Raw genomic sequence first — 25,499 nt, forward strand, 5'->3', positions numbered from 1 at the left:
ATCCGCATGCCCAGGACTCAACTGTTCGACCTCGATGGCAGAATCGCCTTTGTTTCCGGTGCCAGCCGCGGTATCGGCGAGGCCATCGCCAGACTGTTGGCCCAGCAAGGCGCCCATGTGATTGTGTCCAGCCGCAAGCTCGAAGGCTGCCAGCCGGTGGCCGATGCGATCATCGCCGAAGGCGGCCAGGCCACCGCCATCGCCTGCCATATCGGCGAATTGGAGCAGATCACCCAGACCTTCGCGCGGATTCGCCAGGACTTCGGGCGCCTCGACATTCTGGTCAACAACGCCGCGACCAACCCGCAGTTCTGCAATGTGCTGGACACCGACCCGGGGGCCTTCCAGAAAACCGTCGACGTGAATATTCGCGGTTATTTCTTTATGTCGGTTGAGGCCGGCAAGCTGATGCGAGAACACGGGGGTGGCAGCATCATCAACGTGGCCTCGATCAACGGCGTATCGCCCGGCGTGTTCCAGGGCGTGTACTCCATGACCAAAGCCGCGGTGATCAACATGACCAAGGTGTTTGCCAAGGAATGTGCCGCCTTCGGCATCCGCTGCAACGCCCTGTTGCCGGGGCTGACCGACACCAGATTCGCCTCGGCCCTGGTCAGCAACGACGCCATCCTCAAGACCGCGCTGCAACAGATCCCGCTCAAGCGCGTGGCCGCCCCCGGCGAGATGGCCGGTGCCGTGCTGTATCTGGCCAGCGATGCGTCGAGCTACACCACCGGTGTATCGCTGAATGTGGATGGCGGGTTCTTGTCATAGCCTGAGGCGCCCCTCACCCCGGCCCTCTCCCGGAGGGACAGCGTTGGGGTGAGGAGTCCCGGGCACAAACAAATATTAAGTTCCACTCATTGCAATTACAGAATATTTATTCCATAAAGAGCCCTTCTGAAAACAATAATTCAAAGGGTTCAGGCTATGCGTCGTCTTGGAATTGGTTTGATTGGCACCGGGTTTATGGGCCGGGCCCATGCACTGGCGTTTCGTAACGTCAGCGCAGCGTTTGAACTGCCGGTGCAGTTGCACCTCGCCGCGCTGGCCGACGCCGACGCCGAGCGCGCTCAGCATTGCGCCAGCGCCTGGGGTTTTGAGCGCGCCCATGGCGACTGGCAACAGCTGATTGCCGACCCCGGGGTCGATCTGATCGCCATCACCACCCCCAACCACTTGCACTTCCCCATGGCCATGGCCGCCATCGCGGCGGGCAAAGCCGTGTACTGCGAAAAACCACTGGCCGTGAGCCTTGAACAAGCCGATGAAATGCGCCTGGCGGCCAAGGCGGCGGGAGTGGTTACGCGGGTGGGCTACAACTACCAGCACAACCCGATGCTGGTACTGGCGCGCGAGATGATTGAACGCGGCGAACTGGGCCGCCTGATCAGCTTTCAGGGGGAATTCAGCGAAGACTTCATGGCCGATCCGGCCTTGCCCTGGTCATGGCGCTGCGAACCGAGCCACGCCGGTGGCGCGCTGGCGGACCTGGGCAGTCACCTGCTGGCGATGGCACGGTATCTGGTGGGCGACATTGAAGCGGTGTGTGCAGACAGCCAGACCGTCCACCCGCAACGCCCGGCCAGCCACAACAACAGCGAGCAGCGCAGCATCCTGGTGGATGACCAGACCCACGCCCTGCTGCGGTTCAGCAATGGCGCGCGCGGCACCTTCAGCAGCAGCTGGCTCAAGCACGGCTACAAAAACCACCTGAGTTTTGAAATCAGCGGCACCCTGGGCACCCTGAAATTCGATCAGGAGCGCCTCAATGAGCTGCAACTGTGCAAGCGCGGTCAGGGGGGATTCGAGCGACTGCTGGCCGGGCCGGCGTTGCCCGGGTATGCCGCGTTCAGCCCGGCGGCAGGCCATCAGCTGGGATACAACGAACTCAAGACCCTGGAAGTGCACGCCGTGATCCAGGCCTGCGCCGGCCAACCCGCACCCGGCCCCGACTTTGAAGAAGCCTGGCAAGTAGAGCGCCTGGCTGCCGCCATCCGCGTGGCAGCCCAGGAGCAGCGTTGGGTCGTGCTTTAAAGCTCTCACCCGCAGTGCATAGGCATCTAGTCCTGTAGATACTCTGTACCCGGTCAAGCACTAGCGAAGTGTTTCTCGCTAAACAGCTCGCCGGGTGGTTTTGCGTCAGCTTCTCAGCCTGACGCGGTATCGTTCTACTCGTTCGGTGCTACGAGATCACATGATCACTAAGAAGGCTCTCCCACCCTTTAACCCAGCTCATTAACACCATAAATAGAGGTGTATTTGTATGAAATACCCCTCGATTCAAATAGAAAATGGATCAACAGCATAAGACCTGTCTGACTTATCATGCCCACTGCCGTAGGTAATAGTCGCTATCGCCACTTAGAAATTTAAATGTGCGGACCACTACCATGAATCGGAACAGACCGCTTACACTAAAATACCTCCCGACTAAAACAACGCCTGAACATGAGGCGCTTGAAGCCTTATGGGCAAGATGCCTTAATACAATAACCGACATGAAATTCGAATACTTTTCATATCACTTCCAACTCCCAACACCCTTTACCAACCCCAAAAATTATATTTATGAAAACTACCCATTTGAGAATACTCTCTGCACAGCCAAAAAAACCTCCTCTGTAACCGTCGGAAAACTCAAGATAAAACCAGACCACTCAACAGTTTTACCCCGTGAAAAAGAGCACACAAACATACAACCTGAAAACGCATCCGACTCACTATTTTTTATTGCCTACTCACGCCCTAAGCCAGAAGGAGCTACAGAACGATTAATACTGGCAAGAAGGCATTTAAAAATAAACCATAACGAGTCAAAAACACTGAAAAAAATCCTAAAAATACTCGCCAATAACATCCATGACAAATTACTTGAGCTGAACAAAATCCCCTCCCGCACAGCTACCCTTTCACGCAGAGAACAAGAAGTATTACGCTGGGGCGCCGACGGTAAAACATCGGAAGAAACTGCAAAGATTCTGGGGATTTCTCTGGACACGATAAATTATCACTATAAAACAATCAAAGACAAAACACACACAACCAACAAAGCTCAAGCTATCGCTCACGCAATAATAAAAGGCCACATATAAACAATAAACGACCCGTGTTTAATCAGCTGACTGCACCTCAACAAGACTCTCAGGATGAGATCAATTTAATCCAAGAGTATTGAAAAATTTTCGGCTCATCGAAGTGAACCCTTCGCCTGTAACTGCCTAGCCCCTCACCCGAACAATAAGTGCATACATCGACCATATTAATGTGCTCGCTTTCCAGCCCGACGAATTCAAGCAGATATTTGCAGTACAGCGGAAGATTAAGCCAAGCCGTTGCATGAGCGCAACAGGATGGCTCTGAAGTTGCCAATTGAGTGACTGTCCAAGGGGGCTGACTCCCACGCCACACATGCCCATGCACTAACTCTATATGACTAATTAATGACTGACTGACTTCATAACAACAAGGCTGTATTGCGGGCCCTATCCCAACGTGCAAATATTCAAGTGATATACCCGATTGCCGGAACGTATTAAAAGCGTTTTCTATTATTCCGCCAACCAACCCTTTCCATCCGCCATGAATAGCCGCAACAAACTCATCACGGCTCGACCCAACGAGAATAGGCAGGCAATCCGCCGTCACGACAGCTATGGGTCGGGTCGTACGAGTAAAAACCGCATCTGCGCAAATGATCCCTGCTGGTTGGCCCGCATCTGCTTGTACGACATCAGTTCCGTGTTGCTGAGCACAATAGAAAAGATCCTGAGGCAAATCAGCTTTCCCTGCCACTCCAAAAGAGTGGGCAATATTGGGAATAAGGCATAAATTTTCAGACACGAACCCTGCCATAAACACCCCCCATCAAGATTTACCCACAACACCACACCTTTCTAGAAACAACTCAACGACCTCACGACACGCGGCGTTCAATACAGTGACTGGTTTTTCCGGCGTGCTCATATTTTTATTCAGCACGCACTTCACATCTGAGCAGGCGTTACGAAATGTATTTTTCTACGAAGCACTCATCGTAGCAGCTGTTACTCTGGCCTTCATAATATCAACGCACCATAAAAAGAATTAAGTTACTGCCGGCAAGTGCTAACAAGCACGCAAATTCCACGCCTTTCACGAACAGCACAGCTGCCTTGCCGACGATGCAAGTATCTCGATTTCACAGACCAACCAGCGCCAGCAAACCGACTCCCACAATGAGCCCTCCCTACTGCTTGCAAATCGCCCGCAAACACCTATCAGCCTCTTGCACCATCTCGTCGATCAGCGCCTGGCAGGTCTTCAACTCGCCGATCGCTGCCGCCACCTGCCCGCACGGCAAGATCCCTTCATCCGGCACGCCATCCACCATGGAGCGCTGCAACAGCACCGGCTGGTTGGCGGCCATGACCGTTTGCGACAAGGCGCCCGGGTCTTCCTTCACCGACTGGGCAAACACGCTGAGCATATGCCCCAGGCTCATGCCGGTCTGTTGCTTCCACTGCCAGGCGCTGCCCAGGGCAATGCGCAAACGGCCAAAGGCACTGGCCTTTTCCAGACGATTGATAAACGCGTTTTCAATCATCCGGTGGCGCATGCCGTCCACCGCCGTGGTCACGCGGATTTTTTGCGGATCGGCGACTTTTACGTAGCGTTCCAGCGTCGCAATGGGCGTGGGCGACTCCCTGGTCATCAAGAACCGCGTGCCCATGGCAATCCCTGCCGCCCCCGTGGCCAACGCCCCCGCCAGACCACGCCCGGTGGAATAACCACCCGCCGCAATCACCGGCACCCGTACCGCATCCAGCACCTGCGGCAGCAAGATGGTGCTCGGCACACCACCGGTGTGCCCGCCCCCTTCGCCGCCCTGGATGGTAATCATGTCCGCGCCCAGCTCCACGGCCTTGAGCGCATGCTTGAGTGCGCCCACGGTGGGGATGCACAGCACGCCGGCCTTTTTGAAGCGCTCGATGGTCTGGCGATCCGGCCCGCGACCATAACTGACCGCACGCAAGCGGTACTCGATGGCCAGGTCCACGCACTGCGCGGCGTTCTCCTGGAACATATGGAAGTTGAGGCCAAAATTGCTGCCACCGGTGGCCTCGATCACCCGCTGGATCTCGGCTTCCAGCTGATCTTCCGCAATGGTCGCCCCGGCCAGAAACCCGAAGGCTCCGGCCCGGGTGCTGGCGATCACCAGATTGGCATCCGCCACCCAGCCCATCGCGGTTTGCACGATGGGGTAACGACAACCCAGCGCATCGGTCAACGCCGTCTGCAGGTACTCAGTCATCGACGCTCACCCGCAGCTGTCTTGTTCGCTTCAATCATCGCCTTGGCGTCGTAGCCGCCGAGCTTGTCGCCCGACAGCAACTCGTTATGGCTATGGGCAAAGTGGTGCCAGGCAAACACCGCGTCCATGGCTGTACGTTTGCCCTGCAGGTCTTCGACGTGGTTGATCGCCTGCTTGGTCAGCGCCAGCCCCATGCGCGGCTGTTTGGCGATGGCCGCTGCCAGCGCATAGGTGCCGGCCTCCAGTGCTTCGCGGGCAAACAGGCGGTTGACCATGCCCATTTGATAGGCGCGCTCGGCGCTCATCCGGTCGCCGGTAAACAGGAACTCCTTGGCAATGCGCGGGTTCAGCTCATAGGGATGGGCAAAATACTCCACCCCCGGAATCCCCATGCGCACCACCGGGTCCTGGAAAAACGCATCGTCGCTGGCCACGATCAAATCGCAGACCCACGCCAGCATCAGCCCACCGGCAATGCACGCGCCCTGCACCATGGCAATGGTCGGCTTGGGCAGTTCGCGCCAGCGCCGGCACATGCCCAGATACACCTCCTGTTCGCGGGCATACAGGTACTCGCCGCCCGGCTTGTTGGTGTGGTCCCACCACAGGCTCGCCCGGTCGAACGACTTGTTGATGTCGCGCCCCGGGGTGCCGATGTCATGCCCCGCCGAGAAGTGTTTGCCGTTGCCGCGCAACACGATGACCTTCACCGCGTCGTCATTCACGGCCCGGCGAAACCCGTCGTCCAGGGCATAGGTCATCTGCGAGTTTTGCGCATTATTGACGGTGGGCCGGTTCATGGTCAGCGTGGCAATGCCGTCGACCACCTCATACAGCACCGGTTCTTCGGTTTCATACACAGCGGTATCAGCCCGCTGCACAAATTCGCTGTCACTGCTCATGACGATTCCTTGCCTTAGGCCTGACGAATGCCGGGCGGGTTGCCCTTGAGCGCAGCTGCGCGATAGTCATGGGGGTCGAGCCGGCGGATCACAGCCAGTTGCTCCGGCGTCGGCGCCACGGTCTGCTTGAGGTCGGCAGCCTTGAGCAACGGGAAGCCGGTTTTTTCCTGCACCTCTTCAAAGCTCACGCCAGGGTGCAGGGAGCGCACCTGTACCGCCCGGGCCGGGCCGCCGAAGTCCATCACGCACAGGTCGGTGACGATCAGGCGAATGTCCATCAGGTCCCGGCGCATGCCCTCTTCCCAGCGTTCATCCTTGAAGCCGACGCCCGACACCATGTCCACTTCGCCCGACACGAACGCCCGGGTGTTATGGCTTGGCACGAAGAACGAGTTGATATGGTTGATGCTGTTGCCCGGCAAGCCACGCACCCCGAGCATCGCCACTTTGGGCTTTTGATAGTCGCCAATGCACGACAGGTTGGTCTGGCCCCAACGGTCGATCTGGGTTGGCCCGATCATCGCGTGACGGCGCCCGCCCCATACACACTCAAAGACCCGCTCGAACGACAGATAGCCCGAGTAACGCGGCACAAAGTCGCCACGGGGCCCCAACGGGATCGGTTCTTCCACCAGAAACGCTTCGCTGTCGGTCATCAACAGCTCAGGGCTGTGGGTCAGTTTGGCCAGGCTCGCGCCCAGACGCGGGATCACGCCCAGGCCCGAAGCAATCACTTCGCCGTTGTCGCGCCAGGCTTCGCAGGAGGCCACGATCAACAGTTCAGCCAGGGTAAATTCGCACGTAGCAGTCATATTCATACTCCTTAAAACACGGGCAGCGCCAAGGCGCTCAGTCGATCGACACCGCCATTGCTGGCTTGATAGGCGCTCTCGCCCGGGGTCACAAACTCCGCCATGTAGCCTGCCCAGCCGCCTTCTTCGGCAGCACTGGCGCTGTAGCGTTTGAGATGGCTCATGTCCCAGCCGTAATCGGACGGGCACGACGTCGGGTGCGCACCGAACGGTGCATGCACCACGCCGCTGACCAGGTAACGCTCGAAGGTGTTGAAGCGGGCCTGGGTGGCGTCCAGGCTCAAACGCTCCTCGATGCGCTCACAGGACACAAAGCACTGTTTGGCGGCCCGTGCGAACAGATGGTCGAAATACGGATCGGGGCCGGTAACCAGGGTATTGCCCAGACGGTCCGCCACGTTGACGTGCAAAAACGCCATGTCCAGATTCAGTGCGGGCATGGCCAGCAGCACCTCGCCATCGTCATAGGGCGACTGCACCTGCTTGATCGCCGGGTTAAGACGGCTGACATCCGTGGCCAGACCGCAACGGGTCGGCAAAAACGGCAGGCGCATACCCGCTGCACGCAGGCCCCATTGCAGCATGCCTTCGTCCAGTTCCATCAGCTCCAGCTCACCGGCCTCGCGAGCCTTGCGGAAGTAGGCTTCCAGCGGGATCGCATCGAGGGTGGCAAAGCCGAATACCAGTTTCCTGACCTTGCCGGCAGCGCAGAGCATGCCCACTTCCGGGCCACCGTAGGCGACCACGGTCAGGTCCTTGACGTCCGAGCGCAGGATCTCGCGCACAATCGCCATGGGCTTGCGCCGTGGCCCCCAGCCACCGAAGCCGATGGTCATGCCGTCACGCAGTTGGCCGACCACGTCTGCCGCTGTCATTTGCTTGTTCATGTAGTGCTCCTTACTGCTGGACCAGAGTTACTGGCCAACTGAAAAATCGTGACCCCACAGACTCACCCGGGTGAATTCAAAAGCGCTGTGGTCTTGCCAGTCCACCAGCAAGCCGCCATAGCCGTACTCCAGGTCAAAGCCCGAAGGAGTTTTCATATAAAAAGAGGTCATGCGGTCGTTCAGGTGCTGGCCGAGGGTGGCGGACAACGGCACGTTGTGCGCCGTACGCCGGTCATGGGCGCGGCCGACTTCGGTCATCGACTCGACCTCCACCATCACGTGCACACAGCCTGACGGCACGGGGTATTCGGCCAGTGCCAGGCTGTGGTGACGGCTGTTTTTGCAATGCAAAAAGTGGATGCGCACCGGCGGTGCCGACGGGTCCGGGCGGAAGTTGAAAATGTCCGACAGTTCAAAGCCGAGGACGTCCTTGGCAAACGCCAGGGTGGCATCGAAATTCGGCGCAGGCAGCACGGTGTGCCCCAGGCCCATATCACCGGTGACAAAGCCCGGCACCCCTTGCGGCGATACGAAGGGCTGACAATCGGAGCGGTGGCCCCAGCTCAGTTCGTGGCGGTTGCCCGAAGGATCAGTGACGTGCAGCAGTGCTTGCACACCGCGCTGGTCACATTGTTCGGGGGTACCCGGGCGCCAGGTCACATCGGCCTGGTCCAGCACTTCGATGGCGGCATTGAATGCCTTCTCGCTGGCCAGTTCCCAACCCGAGGCCAGGTAGCGCGACTCCCCCCCAGGCACGATCAGCATGCGAAACGGACGCTCATCCATCTTCACGTACAAGCCGCCGGCGGGTGCTTCGCTGACCATCATCCCGAGCACGTCCTGGGCATAACGCTGCCACTGGACGGGGTCGGCAGACTCTGCAACGAAGTAGCTCAAACCACGAATGTCGATCATGTGCCTGCTCCTCAATGCCTGTATTTATTGGCTCGGGGCAGTATGGGAAGGATGCTGGCGGGGCTCATCGTCCGTTGAGACTAAAGCTTGCAACTGAAGATCTGTATGGTTCCCCTGTGGGAGCGGGCTTGCTCGCGATGCGATCTACGCGGCCTGACAGGCAACCGCGGTGATGCCATCGCGAGCAAGCCCGCTCCCACATTTGAACAAGGGATCACATGTACAAAATCACCAGCTCATTGATCACCGAAGGCCGCTCGCTGCCCAGCACATGGGTGTTGAGATCCAGCGTCAGCTGCATACCGCTCTTGACCCGCTCCACACGCTTGACCCGCGCCCGCGCATGGATCGTCGAACCCGCAGGTACCGGCGCCGGGAAGCGCAGGCGGTCCGAACCGTAGTTGACCATGTTGCTGAAGCCGGTGATCTCGTACCCCAGGTTCAGCTTCATCCGCGATTGCAGGATCTGCACCAGGGCACCATGGGCGATGGTGCCGCCAAACGGGCTTTGCTTGCGCGCACGTTCAGGGTCGGTGTGGATCCAGTAGTCATCACCCGACAGCTGGGCAAAGGTGTCGATCAAGGCCTGATCCACCACCACCTGATTGCTCCACGGGCTGAAGTCTTCACTGACCAGTGACTGCAATGCCGCCTCGTCGTCCAGCGCGATCTGGCGCACGGCCACTGCTTCTTGTACAACCGGCTGCTCGACAGTCCGCAGCGCCTTCAAGGCCACAGGATCCTTGTCCATCCCGGTGAAGCGCAGCAATCGCGCGCCCTTGCCATCGACCTCGGCAAACACCGGTTGCAGGCGCATGCCGATGGTCACTTCGGACTCGTCCAGGCCCACCAGGTTGCTGTTGATCCGCACGCCCTGATCCAGTTCGATCACCGCCAGCATCTGCGGCATTTCATCGGCGAAGTCCGGCAGGGTCGCGATGCGGGTCACGGTAAAGCTGTACAACGTCGCCCCGCCGCTGACTTCACGCCAGGTCAGCGCATGGGCAAAACACGCCGGGCAGTGCCGGCGCGGGTAAAACACCCAGTGGCTGCACTGGTCGCATTGCTGAATCAGCAGGCGCTCAGCCTTCAGGCCTTCCCAGAACGGTGCAGAAATCTCGGTCGGCACCGGCATTGGTTTGTTATTCGACATCGCAATCATGCTCCCTGAAGAATCAATGCACCCTGCTCACTCATCACCCCACCGGTGCCTGAGACGTACACCGTGTCGCACTGCTTGAGCTGACGTTCACCGGCTTCACCGGCGATTTGCGTCACGGCCTCGATCACCTGGCTCATGCCGCCAGCCGAACCGGCCTGGCCAAAGCTGAGCTGGCCGCCGTGGGTGTTCATGGGGAAATCTCCGCGCCAGGTCAGGTCGTGCTCGCGCACAAAGTTCATGCCCTCGCCCTTGGCGCAAAAACCGGCGTCTTCCAGGGTCAGCAAGGCGGTGATGGTGTAGCAGTCGTAAATTTGCGCTGCGTCCACATCTGCCGGCTTGAGCCCGGCCATGTCGAAGGCGCGGCGTGAAGCCGGACCGATCGGGGTATGCAGCATGTCGGCGGCATAGGACGGCGACTTGAACGCCAGGTGCTCGCCGAAACCTGTGATGTATGACGGCCGTTTACGGGCACGGGCGGCCACTTCCCTGGACGCGATGATCATCGCGGCGCCACCGGCCACGGGCATGACGATTTCCAGCACGTGCAGCGGGTCGGCCACTTTTTTGCTGGCCAGCACTTGCTCGATGGTCAGCGGTTGCCCGTAAAACATGGCTTGCGGGTTGTACTGCGCATTGGTGCGCTGGTCGACTGCAATTTTGGCCAGCGCCCGTGGATCGTAGCCGTATTGCGCCGCATAGCGCTGGGCAATCATTGCGTAGCCGGTGTTCTGGCCCATGTGCCCGTAGGGCAGGTCAAACTCGGCTTCCGGTGCGCCGAACGCGGTGCTGTGGCCACCGAAGCGCATGGCCCGGGCCATCCAGCTGGCATCTTCGTCCGGGCCCATGGGCGCCATGCGCGCAGGCAACACGCACAGGACCGCCTGGCACAAACCCAGTTCGATGGCAGCGGCAGCGCGCCAGACCATGCCGACCGAGGTACAGCCGCCAAGGTCGACGACTTCGGCAAAGTTGAGGCGCAAGCCCAGGTATTCGGCGGCCATGGCCGGCACGAACACCGAAGCTTCATGAAATTGCGGGCCATTGATCACCAGCCCGTCGAGGTCGGATGCCTGCAAACCGGCATCGCGTAACGCCTGGGCAGCCAGGTCGGCAACTTGCTCCAGATGGAACATGCGCGGGGCCGTGGCGTATTTCTCCGGCTTGTACTGAGCGCTGCCAACAATGGCCGCGTGACCTTTAAGACCCATGGTTATCTCTCTTTAGAAGTGCAAATCAGGCCGTTTTGTGGGGGCGGCGGTGCGACGATTCGACTTGCTCGCGATGGCACCGACGCGGTTCTGCTGCAAAACCTCAGTGCCTGTATCGCGAGCAAGCCCGCCCCCACACAGGGGACGGGCAAGTCGTTAGAAGGTGTATTTCATCGAGAACGTGGCGTAGTCACGGTCTGCCAGCGGACGGTAGATCGGGTCAGGCGAGCCCAGGTACCCGATGTACTTGAGCGACACTTCCAGGTTGCTCAAGTACTTGAAGGTCGTGCCCGCACTCAGGCGGCGATCTCCAGCCACCCCGGCGATGGTCCCGGACATCGGGGCCGCACCGCTGAACACGTTCGAGAAGGTGAACGGAACCTCAAGGTCCCAGCCCTGGAACACACCCGGGTAACTGAACGAGGCGCCCACGGTGTACGCACTCGCCGAGCGGGTGCGCCAGGCCGTAGCGGTCTTGTAGGTGTAGTCATTGGACGGCTGCACCGACGGCGCCAGCGACGGCAACAGGCCTACACCTTCAAGGTTCGGGGCTGCCGACGTATCGTCCGCATGGTCCGCACGCACGGTGACGATTTCACCGGTCAATGTGGTCTGGCTGGCCCAAGGGCGGTCACCCAGAATGCGCATTGCCGACAACTGGAACTGCTGACCCTTGCCCTTGGCAGGCACCGGGCCCAGTCCGGTATTGACCATCACCGGGGCGCCGTCGCGATAGGACCACTCCGCACCCAGCTGGTATTCACCCAGCTTGGTGGTGGCACTGACGCCGGTCAGTTTGATGTCTTCGAAGTACTTGACCCGATAACCGTTGGCCTTGTAAGCCAGACCACCCGGGCCACCTGGTGCCGGGTCCCAGCCAACCAAGGCGGTGGCCGGGTTTTTATCGTGATAGACCACATGGAACAGCGACAACTCGATGTCAGTGACCGGACGCCAGCGGATTTGCGCACCCCACTGACCGCTGTCACGTGGCTCATCGGTACCCAGATAAGGCACCTTGTTGGCCCCCATGTACAAAAACTCGCGGCCCGGCCCGATCACGTCCGAGGTCGACAGGAAGCTGCCCACCGGCGGCAGTTCGGTGCCCTTCCACTCGTACTGCACGTAGCCGCCCAGGGTGATTTCAGGGTTGATCCGGTACGACGCCGAGAACTGACCGACCGGCAGCAATACTTCCTTGACCTCAACCCCGGGCTGCGCGGCCTTTACCGCATCGGACGGGTTCTGTACGCCGTTGACGCCCGGGTAGTAAAGGCTCTCGCCCCACGACTCGATATGGCGCCCGGCCTTGACGTCGAGCATGGTGTCGTTCTCGAAGCGCCAGCCGCCGAACACGTAGGCGTCAAGCAACCTGGTGCGGCCACCGCTGTAGTAACGCGTGTCGCTGGTGAACTCGTCATTGCTGCCGTACTTGTTGACGGTGGCCGGTGAGTCGTTGTCATTCTTGCGGTGGTACACGTCGTCATAGAAGGTACTGGCCCGTACGACCGCGCCGTAGTTGTCCTTGCGCAAGATCATCTCGCCCAGCGCGCCCACCCGGTTGGTGGTGAGGCTGTGCTGCTCGAAGTTGCGGTTCGGATCATCGGCGTTAACCCCCATCAGCCTGTTGCTGGGGCTGGCCAGACGCGTGCCGATGCCGTAACTGGTGGTGACCGACCAATCAATGGTGGTGCCGTCTTCAAACTCGATGGTGTCCCCTGCCCACAACGGGCTGGATACCAGTGCAACCGCGATCGCCAGGCCACTGACCTGGTAGCCGTGCGGGCGCTGCCCAAGACATTTATTGTTATTTTTATTGATCACTCTGCCTCTCCTGATTGACGACTCGATGGCCGCCTCGATGGGTTCAAGCGTCATTGCGTTCTGCATACCGCGCCTATAGCCACTGCTTAAATCAACTCAAGCGGGTCGAACTTCACGACTCCTGTCGGGGCTGCCCGATAACGATGCAGCCCTCCTTGTTCCTCACGAACGAGCGCCCCCTCGGCCATAAGGTAATTGGCGTGAGCCAACGTCTCCCCAAGCGCCATCAGTTCGTCAAAACGACCTGACAGTTTTTTAAACAACACCGCCATCATCTGCAGCGCCGTGCGCGGTTCCTCGCAGGCCTGGAGCAACTGCTGCAAATGGTTCAGGTGGTGGTCACGCAACTGATCCAGTCGCCGATGCAGATTGAAAAACGGCCGTTCATGGGCCGGCAGCACCAGCACGCTGTCGGGGATCACGCGCAGCCGTTCGATAGAGTCCAGCCAGTCACGCAACGGATTGGCTTCGGGTTCGGTGACATACACCGCAATGGTGGACGTGATGCGCGGCAACACCTGGTCGCCCGAGATCAGCAAACCGTCGTCCGGGGCATACAGGCACGCGTGCTCCGGTGAGTGCCCGTTGCCCATCACCACTTGCCAGCGGCGCCCGCCGATAGTCAGCTCGCTGCCATGACTTAAACGGGTAAACCCGGCAGCCAGTTGCGGGCGAAAGTGTTCGCCCTGGATCAGCGGCAACAATGCGGTGGCGCGCTCGGCACTGAACCCGGCCTTTTGATAGAAATCCAGAAATGCCCAGTCCGGCGCAACGGCCTGCGGCGGGCCGTGGTGCAGCGCCTCGAACTCGCCCAGGGTCATCAACACCGGGCACCGAAAACGCTCGGCCAGCCAGCCGACCACACCCGTGTGGTCGCTGTGAAAATGGGTGCAGATCACCGCCTTGAGGGGCAAGCCTGCCAGAACCTCGACAAACACTTGCTCCCACACCGCGCGGCATTGCTCGCTGTTCAAACCGGTATCGACCGCCACCCAGCCATCGCCGTGTCGCAGCAGATACAGGTTGATGTGATCGAGCCCGAACGGCAGCGGCATGCGCAGCCACAACACACCCTCGGCCACTTGCTGTACCTGGCCGTTGGCCGGGGCCAGCGGCCAGGGGTAGCGCAAGCCGTCACGCCATTGGTGGCCCTGGGCGTCGAATTCACTCATGGCCGCTGCCTGTAAAGGGCGGCAGGCCGGCACGGGCCAATACCTGCAACGAGTAAGGCTGATAGGTGCGGGTGCTTTCATCGCGCACAAAGAGCGGGTCTGCAAACAACCCCGGGGCGTAGCCCTGGCGCTGCAAATCCACCTTGCGCAACTTGAAGGTGCTGGTCAGGTCCGCCGCCGCCGATACACGCACAAACACCGGCGCCGCATAACGAGGCAAACGCGCTTCGGTCAGTTCATAGAACGCCTGCGGATCAAAGCTGTGCCCGGCCTGCATCAAAATCGCAGCCATGCCGGCACGGCCTTCATGTTCCGGCACCTGCACGCCGTACACGTTGATCAGCTCAAGGCCGGGCATGTCGCTGAGGGTGTCCGCCACTTCCAGGGTCGAGACGTTTTCGCTTTTCCAGCGGAAGGTATCGCCAATGCGGTCTACGAAGTAGAAATAGCCGTCGTCGTCGTAGCGCAGCAGATCGCCCGAACTCCAGTAAGCATCCCCGGTTTGAAACACGTTGCGCCGGATCTTGCTCTCGCTGGCAGCCTCGCTGGTGTAACCCTCGAAGCGCCCGCCGCCAATCAGCGGGTGATCCACGATAAAGCCCATGGCCTCGCCCATTTCACCGGGCTGGCACAGCTGATAAAAACCGTTCTCGTCCCTTGGGTGGCTGTCGCTTTCGACGTCGTAACGCACCAGTCGCAGGTTGGTGCGGCTCCAGTCCGGCACCCGGCCACAAGAGCCCACGTAATTGTCGACGTTGATCAGGTTGGCGTTGGCTTCGGTGGCGCCCCAGCCTTCAAACACCTGGATCGGGCCGAAGCGTTCCAGCCAGCGCTGCCATGACTCGGGCGTCAGACCCGCACCGAGCATGTACCGCAGGCTGTGTTCGCGCTCACCGGCCACCACGGGCTGGTTGAGCAGATAACGGCAAATTTCGCCGATGTACTGGAACACGGTGATCTGGTTGCGGCGCACGTCGGGCCAAAACTCACGCACGCTGAACTTGCGCCGCACCACAATGCTCGCGCCCACCCGCAAGGCGGTCGACGTCACCGAAGTGGCGGCCGCGCCGTGGTACAACGGCAGGCAGCAATAAAACACGTCATCACAGGTGGCGCCCAGGGTGACTTCCATCACGTCCCCCGAGGACATCCAGCGCATATGGCTGTAGCGCGCAGCCTTGGGCAAGCCGGTGGTGCCCGAGGTAAAAATCAGCAGGGTGGTGCTTTGCGCCGTCACGTCGGCACGCACTTCACGGGGGAAGACCGTGCCCGGGGCACAGGCAATCTGCTCCCCAAAGTGGATATCGACACTGGCCGGCAACTCACCGGCAAAGGGGTTTTGCTTATCCTCGACCAGCCACAGAGGCACATCCGGCAGGCCCTCAGTGCTGAGCAGGTTGGCCAGGCACTCCTCGCCGACCACCACCGCTTTGGCCGCTGTGGATTGCAGTGCGTGCACCAGAGCCTTGCCGTTGACCTGGGTGTTGATAAACGCCACCACCGCGCCAAGCTTGACCAGGCCAAACCAGCAGAAGAAAAACTGCGGACGGTTCTCCATGGCAATCGCGCACACATGGCCCGCACGCAAGCCCTTTTCGTAAAACACGTGGGCCATGCGATCGGCCTGGGCATTGACCTGGGCGTAGCTGAAGCGCTGGTCGCCATCGATCAAGAACGTGTGCTCGGGAAAAGCCTGGGCCTGCGCCTCAAGACGGTCGGCCAGGGTGTACAGGTCTGCCGGTTTGATTTGGGCACTGGCCGCAGAGCGCAAGTCCAGCAGCGCCTGGGTTTGCTCCCGCGGCACCGGCTGCTGCCTTGGCGCCGTTGCAGTACTGATCCGGGACATATCGTTCATTGCACCACCGCCTCGCCCAGCGGGTAATCGCTGTAGCCTTCCGGGCCCGGGGAGTACAGGGTCTTGCGGTCGAAACGGGCCAGGGGCAAGCCTTTGCGCAGGCGCTCTACCAGGTCCGGGTTGGCGATAAAGTGCCGCGCAAACGACACGGCCTCGCCCTGCCCGGCCTGCAGCGCCGCTTCTGCCGACTCACCGTCAAACCCGTCATTGAGGATCAGGCCGTTGCTGCAATGGCGCTGGGCCAGGGCAAAAGCGTCCAGTTCGGCCAGGGGCGAGCGCATGATATGCACGTAAGCCAGCCCCATGGGTTCGGCGGCCTTGCACAGCGCCACTGCGGTGGCCAGCGGGTCTGCGTCATCGATGTCATTGAACGGGTTGCCCGGGCACAGGCGCAGCGCCACGCGCCCGGCACCGATGGCCGCGGCCATGGCCGCCAGCACCTGCGCCGGGAAGCGCACGCGGTTCTCGACGCTGCCGCCGTACTGGTCGTCACGCAGATTGCTGCCCGAGGCCATGAACTGCATCGGCAAATAGCCGCTGGTGCAGTGCAACTCAACCCCGTCGAACCCGGCTTCGCGGGCATTCAACGCGGCCTGGCGATACTCCTCGATGACCTGCTCGATCTCTTGCAAGGACAGGGCCCGGGGTTCATCGGTGTCCACCATGCCGGCGGTGTCTGTGAACAGCTGGGTACGTGCGCGCAGGGCCGACGGTGCGACCGTCGCCGCCCCTGCCGGCTTGTTGTGAGCGCTGGAAGCACGGCCGACGTGCATCAGTTGCAGCACGATCAAACCGCCTTCGGCGTGGACCGCATCGGTCACAGCCTTCCAGGCTGCGATCTGCTCGGCGTTGTAAATCGCCGGGGTACGGCAATAGCCCAGGCCACTGGCTGAAGGCGCAGTGCCTTCGGCCACGATCAGCCCGGCCGACGCACGCTGACGGTAGTACTCGACCATTTCGCCAGTCGGTACCCCGTGCTGGTCGGCGCGGCTGCGGGTCATGGGTGCCATGACGATGCGGTTGGCCAGCTCAAGGTCGCCCAGGCGCACAGGTTCAAACAAAATACTCATAGGGGTGGCTCCTTAGCGCACACGAATTTTCGGTGCGCCAGCCCCACGGCGCAGGGTGGCAAGAAAGTGTTCGACCGGGGCCGCTGTGGCCACTTGGGGCAGTTGGTCCTTGTCCGGGCGATTGGCCCAGAACTCGGTCCAGGACGGGAACAGATCGTGGAAGGTACCGGCGTAGGGTTCACGTCCCGGCCAGCGCATTTTTTGCGTGCCGATCGGTGGCTTGTTGAGGTCACTGGCGTACCAGTAGCACGGCAGGCGACGACGGAAATACCAGCGCCCCTCCATCCGCTCGTAGTCATCCCAATAGAGCATTTGCATGGTGACCCACTCGGGGCCCGTCTCGTGCTCGTTCTTGGAATACACCACGCCCACGGCATGGTCAGGGTCGGTGAACTCGATCAGGTGCTGGCCCAGATGGTGGGAGGTGCCGTGAAACTGGTCGCGCAGGGTGTCATCGACCCAGGCTTTAAGGTGCGCACGCCCGGTTTTTTCGCGGCCGACGCGGATGTCTTCGGCAAACAGATTGACGTGGGCATCCAGGTCGCGCATGTCCAGCGACAAGGAGTATTTGCCGGCCAACTGGCGAATTTCTTCAATCGACTCCAGCCGATCGAGACGGGCAAGCAAGGCGTTCTGTTCCATAAAAGTGTCCTTATTCCAAAACCGTGTACAGCTCGCTGCTGCGCCCGCCATCGACTGGCAAACAGGCACCGGTGATATACGAGGCTTCGTCGCTGGCCAGAAACAGAATGGCGTTGGCCACTTCGATCGGTTGGCCAACGCGCTTGAGCGGGATCAGTTTTTCGGTGTTGGTGCGGGTTTTGTCGTCGGTGAGCATGCCGGCCGTAGCGGGCGTCTCAACCACACCCGGGCTGACCACGTTGCAGCGAATGTTGTGGCTTGCGCCTTCGCTGGCAGCGGCGCGGCTGAAGTTGATGACGGCGGCCTTGGCAGCGGAATAACCGGCCATCCACGGCGTGCCGAACTGACCGCAGATCGAAGCCAGGTTGATGATCGAACCGCTGCCCTGAGCGCGCATCAGGCCCATGGCCGTACGCGTCCCCCAAAAGGTACCGTCTACGGTGGTCGCAAAGTTGGAGTGCCAGTCAGCCGTCGAGGTGCTGTCAATCGCGCCCCAGCTGTAGGCCATGGCATTGTTGACCAGAATATCCAGCCGGCCGTTGCGTTTGGCCGCTGCATCGATGGCGCCGACATAGGCGGCCTCATTGCTGACATCGGCCACCTCGCATTCGGCGCGGCCACCGGCATCACGGATCTGTGCGGCCACGGCCTGAAGCGGTTCGATGCGACGACCGCAGAGCACCACCAGTGCGCCCTCCTCGGCAAACCGCAGCGCTGTAGCCGCGCCAATGCCCGAGCCTGCACCGGTGATAAATGCAACCTTGCCTTGTAAACGAGTACCCATGACCTGCTCTCCCATTGCTATGCCCGGTGTTTAGATAAACGCCATGCCGCCGTTGACCGCGAGGTTTTGGCCGGTGATGAAAGCCGCGTCATCACTGGCCAGGAAGGCCGCGACGCGAGCGATTTCATCGGTTTCACCCATGCGGCCCAGAGGGATGGCCTTGAGCATGCTTTGCATCCAGTCTTCCGGGATGTCAGCCATCATTGGGGTGTTGGTCGGGCCGGGAACGATGGTGTTGACACGAATGCCGTTGCCGGCCAGTTCGCGAGCCATGCTGCGGGTCAAGCCCATCACGCCGGCCTTGGCCGCGCAGTAATGGCTAGGACCTTCACCGGTCAGGGCGGACGTGCTGGAAATATTGATCACCACGCCGGGGGTGGCTGCCTGAAGCATCAGCTTTACCGCTTCACGACTGCAGAAGAACGTACCGGTAAGGTTGACGCCGATGACTCGCTGCCAGTTCTCGTCTGGTGTTTGCGCGAAGGCATCGATAGAACCGATGCCGGCGTTATTGACCAGAATATCGAGGCTGCCAAAGTGCGCATGCACGGCGGCCATCGCGGTGGCCACCGAGTCGCTGTCGGCCACGTTGCAGGAGACGGCCAGTGCCTGGTCGCCCAACCCTTCAATGCTTTGGCGTGCGGCCTCAAGGTTGATATCGGCCGCGACAACCTTGGCTCCCTGCTCGGCGAAATGACGCACGATCGCGCGCCCCATGCCTTGCCCTGCACCGGTTACAAACGCCACTTTATTCAGCAACTTCATATCGTTCTCCCACCTGCCCGACTCCGGCCCGCCCGTAAGCCCCGGGCGGTGTATGGGAGCAATCATTGACTGGTGGAAAAAGCTGAACATCGTCCGATGGGACTAAGCCGTAGAACGCGGTGAGGCATCGGATGGATAGTTCAGCCTTCTGTGAGGGGCATTCGCGTCGCTTGATTAATCCCGTGGCTACAGCAAAAGCAAAGGTTAAGGCTTGAAACTGCACAACCCCATGTGGGAGCGGGCTTGCTCGCGATGCAAGCGGCGCGGTATTTGAGTTGAATCGCGCCGATGCCATCGCGAGCAAGCCCGCTCCCACAGATGAGATGTGCGAGTCTCCAAGACCTCGCCGCCAACCAGGCCGGCCGGTCAGCCGCCTCGGCGGGCATTGCTCTTGATCTACCGGCCCCTTCGGGAGGCCGAGTGGAGGTTCTGCGCAGTGGGTCTCCCGGCATGGATGCCGGGAGAGCCGTGCTGGGCCAAGGATGGCCCGTCACGGCGTGCCCACGGAGCGGGGCCGGAGCGAGGGGCACCTGAGCGCAGCGAGGGCCGTACGCCGGGGCAAGCCTTTTTGGGTACTTTTTCGGCGTTTGGAAAAAGTGCCTCGCCGTAAGGGCGAAACCCGTAGAACGCCGTGGCGCATCGAATGGATATGTACCCGGGGTGAATAACTGCAACACCAAGTACATATCCGCCACACACGCCCAACTGGAATGGGGGCATTCGCGTTGTTGGTACATTCCCCTGGCTACAGCAAAAGCAAAGGTTAAGGCTTGAAACTGCACAACCCCATGTGGGAGCGGGCTTGCTCGCGATGCAAGCGGCGCGGTATTTGAGTTGAATCGCGCCGATGCCATCGCGAGCAAGCCCGCTCCCACAGATGAGATGTGCGAGTCTCGCAGACCTCGCCGCCAAACAGGCCGGCCGGTCGGCCGCCTCGGCGGGCATTGCTCTTGATCTACCTGCCCCTTCGGGAGGCCGAGTGGAGGTTCTGCGCAGTGGGTCTTCCGGCATGGATGCCGGGAGAGCCGTGTTGGGCCAAGGATGGCCCGTCACGGCGTGCCCACGGAGCGGGACCGGAACGAGGGACACCTGAGCGCAGCGAAGGCCGTACGCCGGGGCAAGCCTTTTTGGGTACTTTTTCGGCGTTTGGAAAAAGTGCCTCGCCGTAAGGGCGAAACCCGTAGAACGCCGTGGCGCATCGAATGGATATGTACCCGGGGTGAATAACTGCAACACCAAGTACATATCCGTAATACACGCCCAACTGGAATGGGGGCATTCGCGTTGTTTGTACATTCCCCTGGCTACAGCAAAAGCAAAGGTTAAGGCTTGAAACTGCACAACCCCATGTGGGAGCGGGCTTGCTCGCGATGCAAGCGGCGCGGTATTTGAGTTGAATCGCGCCGATGCCATCGCGAGCAAGCCCGCTCCCACAGAGGAGATGTGCGAGTCTCGCAGACCTCGCCGCCAAACAGGCCGGCCGGTCGGCCGCCTCGGCGGGCATTGCTCTTGATCTACCGGCCCCTTCGGGAGGCCGGAGCAAGGGCGAAACCCGAAAACGCCCTGGCACATCGAATGGATATGCCCCCGGCAAAAACGCAGGCACATCACAATCGCATGCAGCCTTCGCATCTCGTCCACGGCTGGAGAACAGCCACAGGGCGCATACCGGAGCCACTGGTCTGAATGGACGATGTACACCACGCCCGCCCTGTGGAATAACTCATCCACTAGAACAAAAACCGGGAGAGCCCGTCGTGTCCATACCCTTGCGCCCCACCTGGCGAACTCATTACGCATTAGGCGTTTTGGCTGCCATCTATATCTTCAACTACATCGACCGGCTGCTGATGGCCATTTTGATCGAGCCGGTAAAAGCCGAGTTCGGCATTTCCGATACCGGTATCGGGCTGCTTTCGGGCGTGACCTTTGCAGTCTTCTACACCATTTTCGGCTTTCCGCTGGGGCGCCTGTCTGACCGTATCGGCCGTAAAAAAGTCATCGCGTTCAGCTGTATCGCCTGGAGCGTGATGACCATTTTCTGCGGTTTTGCCGCCAGCTTCACGATGCTGGTGATCGCCCGCATCGGGGTGGCCATCGGCGAAGCCGGCGGCACCGCGCCGTCCATGGCCATGGTCTCGGACCTGTACCCGCCGGAGCGCCGCTCAACCGCTCTGTCGGTCCTGATGCTCGGCTCAAGCCTGGGAGCGATTTTCGGGCTGGGCCTGGGCGGCTGGATCGCTCAGCATTACGGCTGGCGTTTCGCATTTATCGTGATCGGCGCACCGGGGATCTTCCTCGGGCTGCTCTTGCTGCTCACCGTGCGCGCACCCAAACCCGCCATGCTGGTCAACGCCAATCAAGTGGCGCAAGCCCACTGGGCCGTCACGGTTCGGGAGCTGTTCCAGACCCCGTCCTTCCTCTGGATTGTGCTCACCGGCGGCTCTGCCGCCATTGCCGGTTATGCCATCGGTACCTGGAGCCCGAGCTTTCTGATCCGCTCCCACGGCTTGAGCCTGCAGGACGCCGGGCTGCTGGCCGGGGTCGCAGGCGGCGCCGGGGCCACGTTCGGCACCCTGACCTGCGGCATTTTGTGTGACCGCCTGGCGCGCCGTGACAAGGGCTGGCAAATCGGTGTGCCGCTGCTGGGCACCCTGATCAGCATCCCGTTCGCGCTGGCGTACTTCCTGTGGCCGGTGGGCACCGCGTTCCATGTGGGCAGCACGCCCGTGCCGACCGCCTTCCTGTTCTACGGTGTGTTCAGCTTCTTCGGCACCTGGTGGGCAACGCCTTGCCTGGGCGCCATTTCCCATCTGTTCCCGTCCACCCGACTGGCCCAGGCCACCGCGATTTTCGTGATGTCCATGACCCTGCTCGGCGTGGGTGTCGGCCCGCTGCTGATCGGCATGCTCAGTGACGGCTTCGCCCACACCCTGGGCAACGAAGGCCTGCGCTATGCCCTGGCCTCCTGCGTCTCGCTGCTGGTACTGGCTTCGGTCTTTCTGGCCATGGCATTGCCGCGCTATCGCAACCACCTGATGAACAAGACCACGCCCCCGGCATCGCTGGTTGACGCGGCCACTGCCTGACTTTTGGAGATTGAGTGATGACCGAACAAGACCTTCCCCTGCCCATCGGCCACTTTGTGACACTGGACAGCGGCCTGCGCCTGCACTTTCTCGATGAAGGCAGCGGCCCGGTCGTGTTGTGGCTGCACGGCAGCGGTCCGGGCGCCAGCGGCTACAGCAACTTCAAAGGCAACTACCCGCAGTTTGTTGCCGCCGGGTTTCGCAACCTGGTGGTGGATTTGCCGGGCTTCGGCCGCTCCGACAAGCCAGAGGATGCCCAGTACAACCTGGACTTCTTTGTCAGCGCCATGTCGGGGTTTCTCAAGGCTGTCGGGGTCAAGCGTGCAACTTTGCTCGGCAACTCCCTGGGCGGCGCCATTGCCCTGGGCCTGGCGCTGGCCGAACCCGAGCGCGTCGAAAAACTGATCCTGATGGCCCCCGGCGGCGTTGAAGACCGCGAAACCTACTTCAAGATGGTCGGCATTCAACGCATGGTCGAGCTGTACAACGCCGGGCCCCTGGGCATCGAGCAAATGCGCCGGATCATGAGCCTGCAACTGTTCGACAGCTCGCAGCTGGAAGACAGCCTGCTCGCCGAGCGTGTCGCCGTGGCCGTGCACCAGCCGCGCAACCTGTTCACCACCATGATGGTGCCGAACATGACCGAGCGCCTCGAAGAGCTGCAAGCACCCATCCTGGGTTTCTGGGGCAGCGACGACAATTTCAACCCGGCCAGTGGCGCGCTTAAAGTATTGAACCACGCCCCGAACGCGCGATTTATCATGCTCAATCGCTGCGGGCACTGGGTGCAGGTTGAGCACCGCGAACTCTTCAACAAGGCGTGCCTGGAATTTTTGCGCAGCTGAATGCAGCGCCCTGTACACGCATGACCAACGGCTGCCTGCGGGCGGCCGTATCCCCTTCCAAACACCCGCTCGGGCTGAAATAACAATGACAAAATTCCCTCAGTTGCTGGCACCCGGTCGCATTGGCTCCATGGAGCTGCGCAACCGCATCATCATGGCGCCCATGGGCTCCAACTTCGCCGAAGCCGATGGCCATTGTGGCGAACGGATTCAAGCCTATTACGAGGCCCGCGCCCGTGGCGGTGCCGGGCTGTTGATCATGGGCGTGTGCTCGGTGGCGTTTCCGGCCGGGACGGCCGAGCCGTTCCAGGTCGGGGTGTCGAGCGATGACTTTATCCCGGGGCTGAGCCGCCTCGCCGAACGTGTCCACCAGCACGGCGCCAAAATAGCCATGCAGTTGCAACACGCCGGCAAGACCTCGGTGCGCGACATGGCCGAAGGTCGGCAACTGTGGGTGCCATCGGTTCCGCCCGTGCTGCAAAGCGACATGATGGCCGCGCTGACCCCCGAAGAGCTGGCCAACTTTGTCAGCTCCATGAAGCGCCGCGCCGAAGGCTCACCGGTCCGCGTGATGGACAGCGACGACATCACACAGATGATCGACTGGTTCGCCTGTGCCGCCGAACGTGCCCAACGCGCCGGTTTCGACGGTGTAGAGTTGCACGCGGCCCATGGCTACATCATTGCCGGCTTCCTCTCGGGCTATTACAACCAGCGCGCAGACGAGTACGGCGGCTCCCTGGAAAACCGTGCCCGGCTGCTGCTGGAGATCATTGCGGCGGTACGTGCCAGGGTCGGCAACGAATTTGCCCTGTGGCTGCGCCTGGACGCAGAAGAACTGCACACCCCCGGCGGTATCAACCTGGAAGACGCCAAGGCCGTGGCCCGCATGGCCGAAGCGGCCGGGGTGGATGCCGTCAGCGTGTCCGCCAGTGCCCGTATCACCAACGGCGCGGTGTTTACCGAGGCCCCCCTGGTGCACCAGCCAAGCGGGTTTATCGAGTGGACCAGTGCAATCAAACGCAGCGTGCAAGTGCCCGTGATCGCCGTGGGGCGCATCGAGCCGGATGCCGGCGAAGCCGCCCTCAAGCGCGGCGACTGCGACTTTATCGCCATGGCCCGCAAACTGCTGGCCGACCCCGAGCTGCCGAACAAACTGCTCAACGATCAGGAGTCCAGCATCCGCCCGTGCATTTACTGCTACGTGTGCGTCAGCCAGATCTTCGTCAACGAACGGGTGAAGTGCGCGGTCAACCCCATGACCGGCCATGAATTCGAATACGTGATTGGCCCGACGGCCAGCCCCAGGCATCTGGTGGTGGTCGGTGCCGGGCCTGCCGGGATGGAGGCGGCACGGGTTGCTGCCTTGCGCGGGCATCGCGTGACACTGCTGGAGCGCAGCGACCGCCTGGGCGGCACGCTGTTTTTTGCCGGCCTGGCCTACGCCGAAAACGCCCGCCTGCTGGACAACCTCAAGGTTCAGGTGCAGCAGTCATCCATTGATATCCGCTTGAACACCCCGGCCAGCCCCGCCCTGCTCCGTGATCTGGCTGCCGATCAGGTGCTGGTGGCCGTGGGCGCCGAACGTGCGGCACCCGCGATCCCCGGGGCTGACCAGGACCATGTGTGGAGCGGCGACGAACTGCGACGCCTGATGACCGGCGACCGCGCCGATGAAATCGCCCGGCGCAAACTGTCCTTCACCCAGCGCGCCCTGATGAAAGCCGGCAGCCTGACGGGCATCACCGACAGCCGTGAAGCCATGGAAAAACTGTCCCGGGTATGGATGCCTCTGGGCAAGCGCGTGACCATCATCGGCGGCGGGCTGGTGGGCCTGGAACTGGCCGAGTTCCTGATCGCTCGCGGACGGCAGGTGTGCGTGCTGGAAAGCGGCACCCACCTTGGCCGGGAACTGGCCATCGTGCGGCGCTGGCGGGTGCTGCATGAGATTCGCGTGCACGGCGGCCAGTTGATCACCGGCGCCACCGTGACCGCCATTGACGGCCATTGCGTGCGTTATCAGCTGGCCGATGGGCAAACCGCAGAGAGCCAGGCCGACTCGGTGGTACTGGCCATCGGCGCCCAACCCAATACCGACCTGCTGGACGAACTGACCCGCGCCGGGTTGAGCGCCACCAGCATTGGCGACTGCCAGAGCATCGGCTACATCGAAGGCGCCATCAGTGCAGGGCACAAGGCCGGGCGCGAGGCCTGAAAAAACTTGCGCCGCGCCGCGCTTCTGCGGGAGCGAGCCTGCTCGCGAAAGCCGTAACC

Annotated in this window: 21 protein-coding genes; 6 read left to right on the forward strand and 15 right to left on the reverse strand. The window is 61.2% G+C overall.

The features are described from left to right. Positions 1-6 precede the first annotated feature (6 nt). From ACZRMS_RS17245 to ACZRMS_RS17255, 3 genes are all read left to right on the forward strand, one after another. The gene (locus tag ACZRMS_RS17245; RefSeq protein ID WP_463996255.1) at positions 7-774 is read left to right on the forward strand and encodes an SDR family oxidoreductase; all 768 of its coding nucleotides are present in this window, start codon (positions 7-9) and stop codon (positions 772-774) included. Positions 775-930: 156 nt separating this feature from the next. Then, positions 931-2,037 carry a Gfo/Idh/MocA family protein gene (locus tag ACZRMS_RS17250; protein WP_463996256.1) on the forward strand — a complete coding sequence of 369 codons (1,107 nt, stop codon included), beginning with the start codon at positions 931-933 and terminating at the stop codon, positions 2,035-2,037. 356 nt (positions 2,038-2,393) lie between these two features. Beyond that, the gene (locus ACZRMS_RS17255) at positions 2,394-3,095 is read left to right on the forward strand and encodes a helix-turn-helix transcriptional regulator (RefSeq protein ID WP_463996257.1); all 702 of its coding nucleotides are present in this window, start codon (positions 2,394-2,396) and stop codon (positions 3,093-3,095) included. A gap of 49 nt (positions 3,096-3,144) precedes the next feature. On the opposite strand, the gene ACZRMS_RS17260 is transcribed toward ACZRMS_RS17255, so the two are convergent. The 15 genes from ACZRMS_RS17260 to ACZRMS_RS17330 all read right to left on the reverse strand — a co-directional run bounded on the left by ACZRMS_RS17260 (position 3,145) and on the right by ACZRMS_RS17330 (position 19,291). Then, complete coding sequence (locus tag ACZRMS_RS17260; RefSeq protein ID WP_463996258.1) at positions 3,145-3,855, reverse strand: purine nucleoside phosphorylase YfiH/LACC1 family protein; 711 nt, start codon at positions 3,853-3,855, stop codon at positions 3,145-3,147. Positions 3,856-4,228: 373 nt separating this feature from the next. Next, complete coding sequence (locus ACZRMS_RS17265; RefSeq protein ID WP_463996259.1) at positions 4,229-5,293, reverse strand: NAD(P)H-dependent flavin oxidoreductase; 1,065 nt, start codon at positions 5,291-5,293, stop codon at positions 4,229-4,231. Next, positions 5,290-6,195 (reverse strand): enoyl-CoA hydratase, encoded by a 906-nt coding sequence (locus ACZRMS_RS17270; protein WP_463996260.1) that lies wholly within the window; start codon positions 6,193-6,195, stop codon positions 5,290-5,292. Before ACZRMS_RS17270 ends, ACZRMS_RS17265 begins: the two co-directional genes overlap by 4 nt. A gap of 14 nt (positions 6,196-6,209) precedes the next feature. After that, positions 6,210-7,007, reverse strand: a complete 798-nt coding sequence (locus ACZRMS_RS17275; RefSeq protein WP_463996261.1) for a CoA-transferase subunit beta — start codon at positions 7,005-7,007, stop codon at positions 6,210-6,212. An 11-nt stretch (positions 7,008-7,018) separates the two neighbouring features. Continuing rightward, the gene (locus tag ACZRMS_RS17280; protein ID WP_463996262.1) at positions 7,019-7,894 is read right to left on the reverse strand and encodes a CoA transferase subunit A; all 876 of its coding nucleotides are present in this window, start codon (positions 7,892-7,894) and stop codon (positions 7,019-7,021) included. A 27-nt stretch (positions 7,895-7,921) separates the two neighbouring features. After that, complete coding sequence (locus ACZRMS_RS17285) at positions 7,922-8,809, reverse strand: VOC family protein (RefSeq protein ID WP_463996263.1); 888 nt, start codon at positions 8,807-8,809, stop codon at positions 7,922-7,924. A gap of 214 nt (positions 8,810-9,023) precedes the next feature. Continuing rightward, complete coding sequence (locus tag ACZRMS_RS17290; protein ID WP_463996264.1) at positions 9,024-9,962, reverse strand: bifunctional OB-fold nucleic acid binding domain-containing protein/MaoC family dehydratase; 939 nt, start codon at positions 9,960-9,962, stop codon at positions 9,024-9,026. Between the two features lie 5 nt (positions 9,963-9,967). After that, positions 9,968-11,179, reverse strand: a complete 1,212-nt coding sequence (locus ACZRMS_RS17295) for a thiolase family protein (RefSeq protein ID WP_463996265.1) — start codon at positions 11,177-11,179, stop codon at positions 9,968-9,970. A 156-nt stretch (positions 11,180-11,335) separates the two neighbouring features. Further along, positions 11,336-13,003: a DUF1302 domain-containing protein gene (locus tag ACZRMS_RS17300; RefSeq protein WP_463996266.1), complete on the reverse strand. Its 1,668-nt coding sequence runs from the start codon at positions 13,001-13,003 to the stop codon at positions 11,336-11,338. Between the two features lie 86 nt (positions 13,004-13,089). Then, positions 13,090-14,175 (reverse strand): MBL fold metallo-hydrolase, encoded by a 1,086-nt coding sequence (locus ACZRMS_RS17305; protein ID WP_463996267.1) that lies wholly within the window; start codon positions 14,173-14,175, stop codon positions 13,090-13,092. Next, entirely contained in the window at positions 14,168-16,030 is a 1,863-nt protein-coding gene (locus ACZRMS_RS17310; RefSeq protein ID WP_463996268.1) for a long-chain-acyl-CoA synthetase, read from the reverse strand. The genes ACZRMS_RS17305 and ACZRMS_RS17310 overlap by 8 nt, the downstream gene beginning before the upstream one ends. After that, positions 16,027-17,100 carry an alkene reductase gene (locus tag ACZRMS_RS17315; protein WP_463996269.1) on the reverse strand — a complete coding sequence of 358 codons (1,074 nt, stop codon included), beginning with the start codon at positions 17,098-17,100 and terminating at the stop codon, positions 16,027-16,029. Before ACZRMS_RS17315 ends, ACZRMS_RS17310 begins: the two co-directional genes overlap by 4 nt. A gap of 12 nt (positions 17,101-17,112) precedes the next feature. Continuing rightward, positions 17,113-17,742, reverse strand: a complete 630-nt coding sequence (locus tag ACZRMS_RS17320; RefSeq protein WP_463996270.1) for a nuclear transport factor 2 family protein — start codon at positions 17,740-17,742, stop codon at positions 17,113-17,115. 10 nt (positions 17,743-17,752) lie between these two features. Beyond that, on the reverse strand, positions 17,753-18,526 hold the full coding sequence (locus ACZRMS_RS17325; RefSeq protein ID WP_463996271.1) for an SDR family NAD(P)-dependent oxidoreductase: 774 nt from the start codon (positions 18,524-18,526) through the stop codon (positions 17,753-17,755). Between the two features lie 30 nt (positions 18,527-18,556). Continuing rightward, positions 18,557-19,291: an SDR family NAD(P)-dependent oxidoreductase gene (locus tag ACZRMS_RS17330; RefSeq protein WP_463996272.1), complete on the reverse strand. Its 735-nt coding sequence runs from the start codon at positions 19,289-19,291 to the stop codon at positions 18,557-18,559. Between the two features lie 1,757 nt (positions 19,292-21,048). On the opposite strand from ACZRMS_RS17330, the gene ACZRMS_RS17335 reads away from it, so the two are divergent. From ACZRMS_RS17335 to ACZRMS_RS17345, 3 genes are all read left to right on the forward strand, one after another. Next, entirely contained in the window at positions 21,049-22,380 is a 1,332-nt protein-coding gene (locus ACZRMS_RS17335; RefSeq protein WP_463996273.1) for a spinster family MFS transporter, read from the forward strand. A gap of 17 nt (positions 22,381-22,397) precedes the next feature. After that, positions 22,398-23,225 carry an alpha/beta fold hydrolase gene (locus tag ACZRMS_RS17340; protein WP_463996274.1) on the forward strand — a complete coding sequence of 276 codons (828 nt, stop codon included), beginning with the start codon at positions 22,398-22,400 and terminating at the stop codon, positions 23,223-23,225. 85 nt (positions 23,226-23,310) lie between these two features. Beyond that, positions 23,311-25,440 carry an oxidoreductase gene (locus ACZRMS_RS17345; protein WP_463996275.1) on the forward strand — a complete coding sequence of 710 codons (2,130 nt, stop codon included), beginning with the start codon at positions 23,311-23,313 and terminating at the stop codon, positions 25,438-25,440. Positions 25,441-25,499: the final 59 nt, after the last annotated feature.

This window comes from Pseudomonas sp. B424 (assembly GCF_055408345.1).

Excerpts from the sequence above, each read along its gene's own strand:
- ACZRMS_RS17260 (WP_463996258.1), bottom strand. The coding sequence starts at position 3,855 with ATGGCAGGGTTCGTGTCTGAAAATTTATGCCTTATTCCCAATATTGCC.
- ACZRMS_RS17310 (WP_463996268.1), bottom strand. The coding sequence starts at position 16,030 with ATGAACGATATGTCCCGGATCAGTACTGCAACGGCGCCAAGGCAGCAG.
- ACZRMS_RS17290 (WP_463996264.1), bottom strand. The coding sequence starts at position 9,962 with ATGTCGAATAACAAACCAATGCCGGTGCCGACCGAGATTTCTGCACCG.
- ACZRMS_RS17265 (WP_463996259.1), bottom strand. The coding sequence starts at position 5,293 with ATGACTGAGTACCTGCAGACGGCGTTGACCGATGCGCTGGGTTGTCGT.
- ACZRMS_RS17315 (WP_463996269.1), bottom strand. The coding sequence starts at position 17,100 with ATGAGTATTTTGTTTGAACCTGTGCGCCTGGGCGACCTTGAGCTGGCC.
- ACZRMS_RS17280 (WP_463996262.1), bottom strand. The coding sequence starts at position 7,894 with ATGAACAAGCAAATGACAGCGGCAGACGTGGTCGGCCAACTGCGTGAC.
- ACZRMS_RS17325 (WP_463996271.1), bottom strand. The coding sequence starts at position 18,526 with ATGGGTACTCGTTTACAAGGCAAGGTTGCATTTATCACCGGTGCAGGC.
- ACZRMS_RS17245 (WP_463996255.1), top strand. The coding sequence starts at position 7 with ATGCCCAGGACTCAACTGTTCGACCTCGATGGCAGAATCGCCTTTGTT.
- ACZRMS_RS17270 (WP_463996260.1), bottom strand. The coding sequence starts at position 6,195 with ATGAGCAGTGACAGCGAATTTGTGCAGCGGGCTGATACCGCTGTGTAT.
- ACZRMS_RS17345 (WP_463996275.1), top strand. The coding sequence starts at position 23,311 with ATGACAAAATTCCCTCAGTTGCTGGCACCCGGTCGCATTGGCTCCATG.
- ACZRMS_RS17285 (WP_463996263.1), bottom strand. The coding sequence starts at position 8,809 with ATGATCGACATTCGTGGTTTGAGCTACTTCGTTGCAGAGTCTGCCGAC.
- ACZRMS_RS17320 (WP_463996270.1), bottom strand. The coding sequence starts at position 17,742 with ATGGAACAGAACGCCTTGCTTGCCCGTCTCGATCGGCTGGAGTCGATT.
- ACZRMS_RS17305 (WP_463996267.1), bottom strand. The coding sequence starts at position 14,175 with ATGAGTGAATTCGACGCCCAGGGCCACCAATGGCGTGACGGCTTGCGC.
- ACZRMS_RS17250 (WP_463996256.1), top strand. The coding sequence starts at position 931 with ATGCGTCGTCTTGGAATTGGTTTGATTGGCACCGGGTTTATGGGCCGG.
- ACZRMS_RS17275 (WP_463996261.1), bottom strand. The coding sequence starts at position 7,007 with ATGACTGCTACGTGCGAATTTACCCTGGCTGAACTGTTGATCGTGGCC.
- ACZRMS_RS17295 (WP_463996265.1), bottom strand. The coding sequence starts at position 11,179 with ATGGGTCTTAAAGGTCACGCGGCCATTGTTGGCAGCGCTCAGTACAAG.
- ACZRMS_RS17255 (WP_463996257.1), top strand. The coding sequence starts at position 2,394 with ATGAATCGGAACAGACCGCTTACACTAAAATACCTCCCGACTAAAACA.
- ACZRMS_RS17330 (WP_463996272.1), bottom strand. The coding sequence starts at position 19,291 with ATGAAGTTGCTGAATAAAGTGGCGTTTGTAACCGGTGCAGGGCAAGGC.
- ACZRMS_RS17340 (WP_463996274.1), top strand. The coding sequence starts at position 22,398 with ATGACCGAACAAGACCTTCCCCTGCCCATCGGCCACTTTGTGACACTG.